Source organism: Salifodinibacter halophilus (assembly GCA_012999515.1).
Lineage (GTDB): Bacteria > Pseudomonadota > Gammaproteobacteria > Nevskiales > Salinisphaeraceae > Salifodinibacter > Salifodinibacter halophilus.
Genome location: JABEEB010000740.1, coordinates 1 through 236, shown reverse-complemented (window position 1 = coordinate 236; position 236 = coordinate 1). Strand labels below are relative to the sequence as shown.

1 protein-coding gene is annotated in these 236 nt (G+C 72.0%); it reads right to left on the bottom strand.

Features of this window, described 5'->3' with window-relative positions; all coding sequences use genetic code 11:
- Window positions 1-236: HdeD family acid-resistance protein (locus HKX41_13535; GenBank protein ID NNC25155.1), on the bottom strand; the 236-nt coding region annotated here is incomplete at both ends.

Here is a 236-nt window from a genome sequence, read left to right as displayed (position 1 = left end):
CACTCGTGGTCGATGGCCTTGCGCAATGCGACCGACCAGAACACGCGCAGCACGCCGCCGACGACCAGCCACAGCCCGAGCAGCAGGATGAGCGCATCGGCAATCGCCAGCGGCCGTACCAGCGCCAGCGCGCCGAACGCCAGCGAGGCCAGCGCGTACAGCGCCAGCCAGCCTTTGCCGAGCGCGGACGGGCCGGAGAACAGCGCCACCGCGCTGAGCGCGCCCTCCAGCAAGGC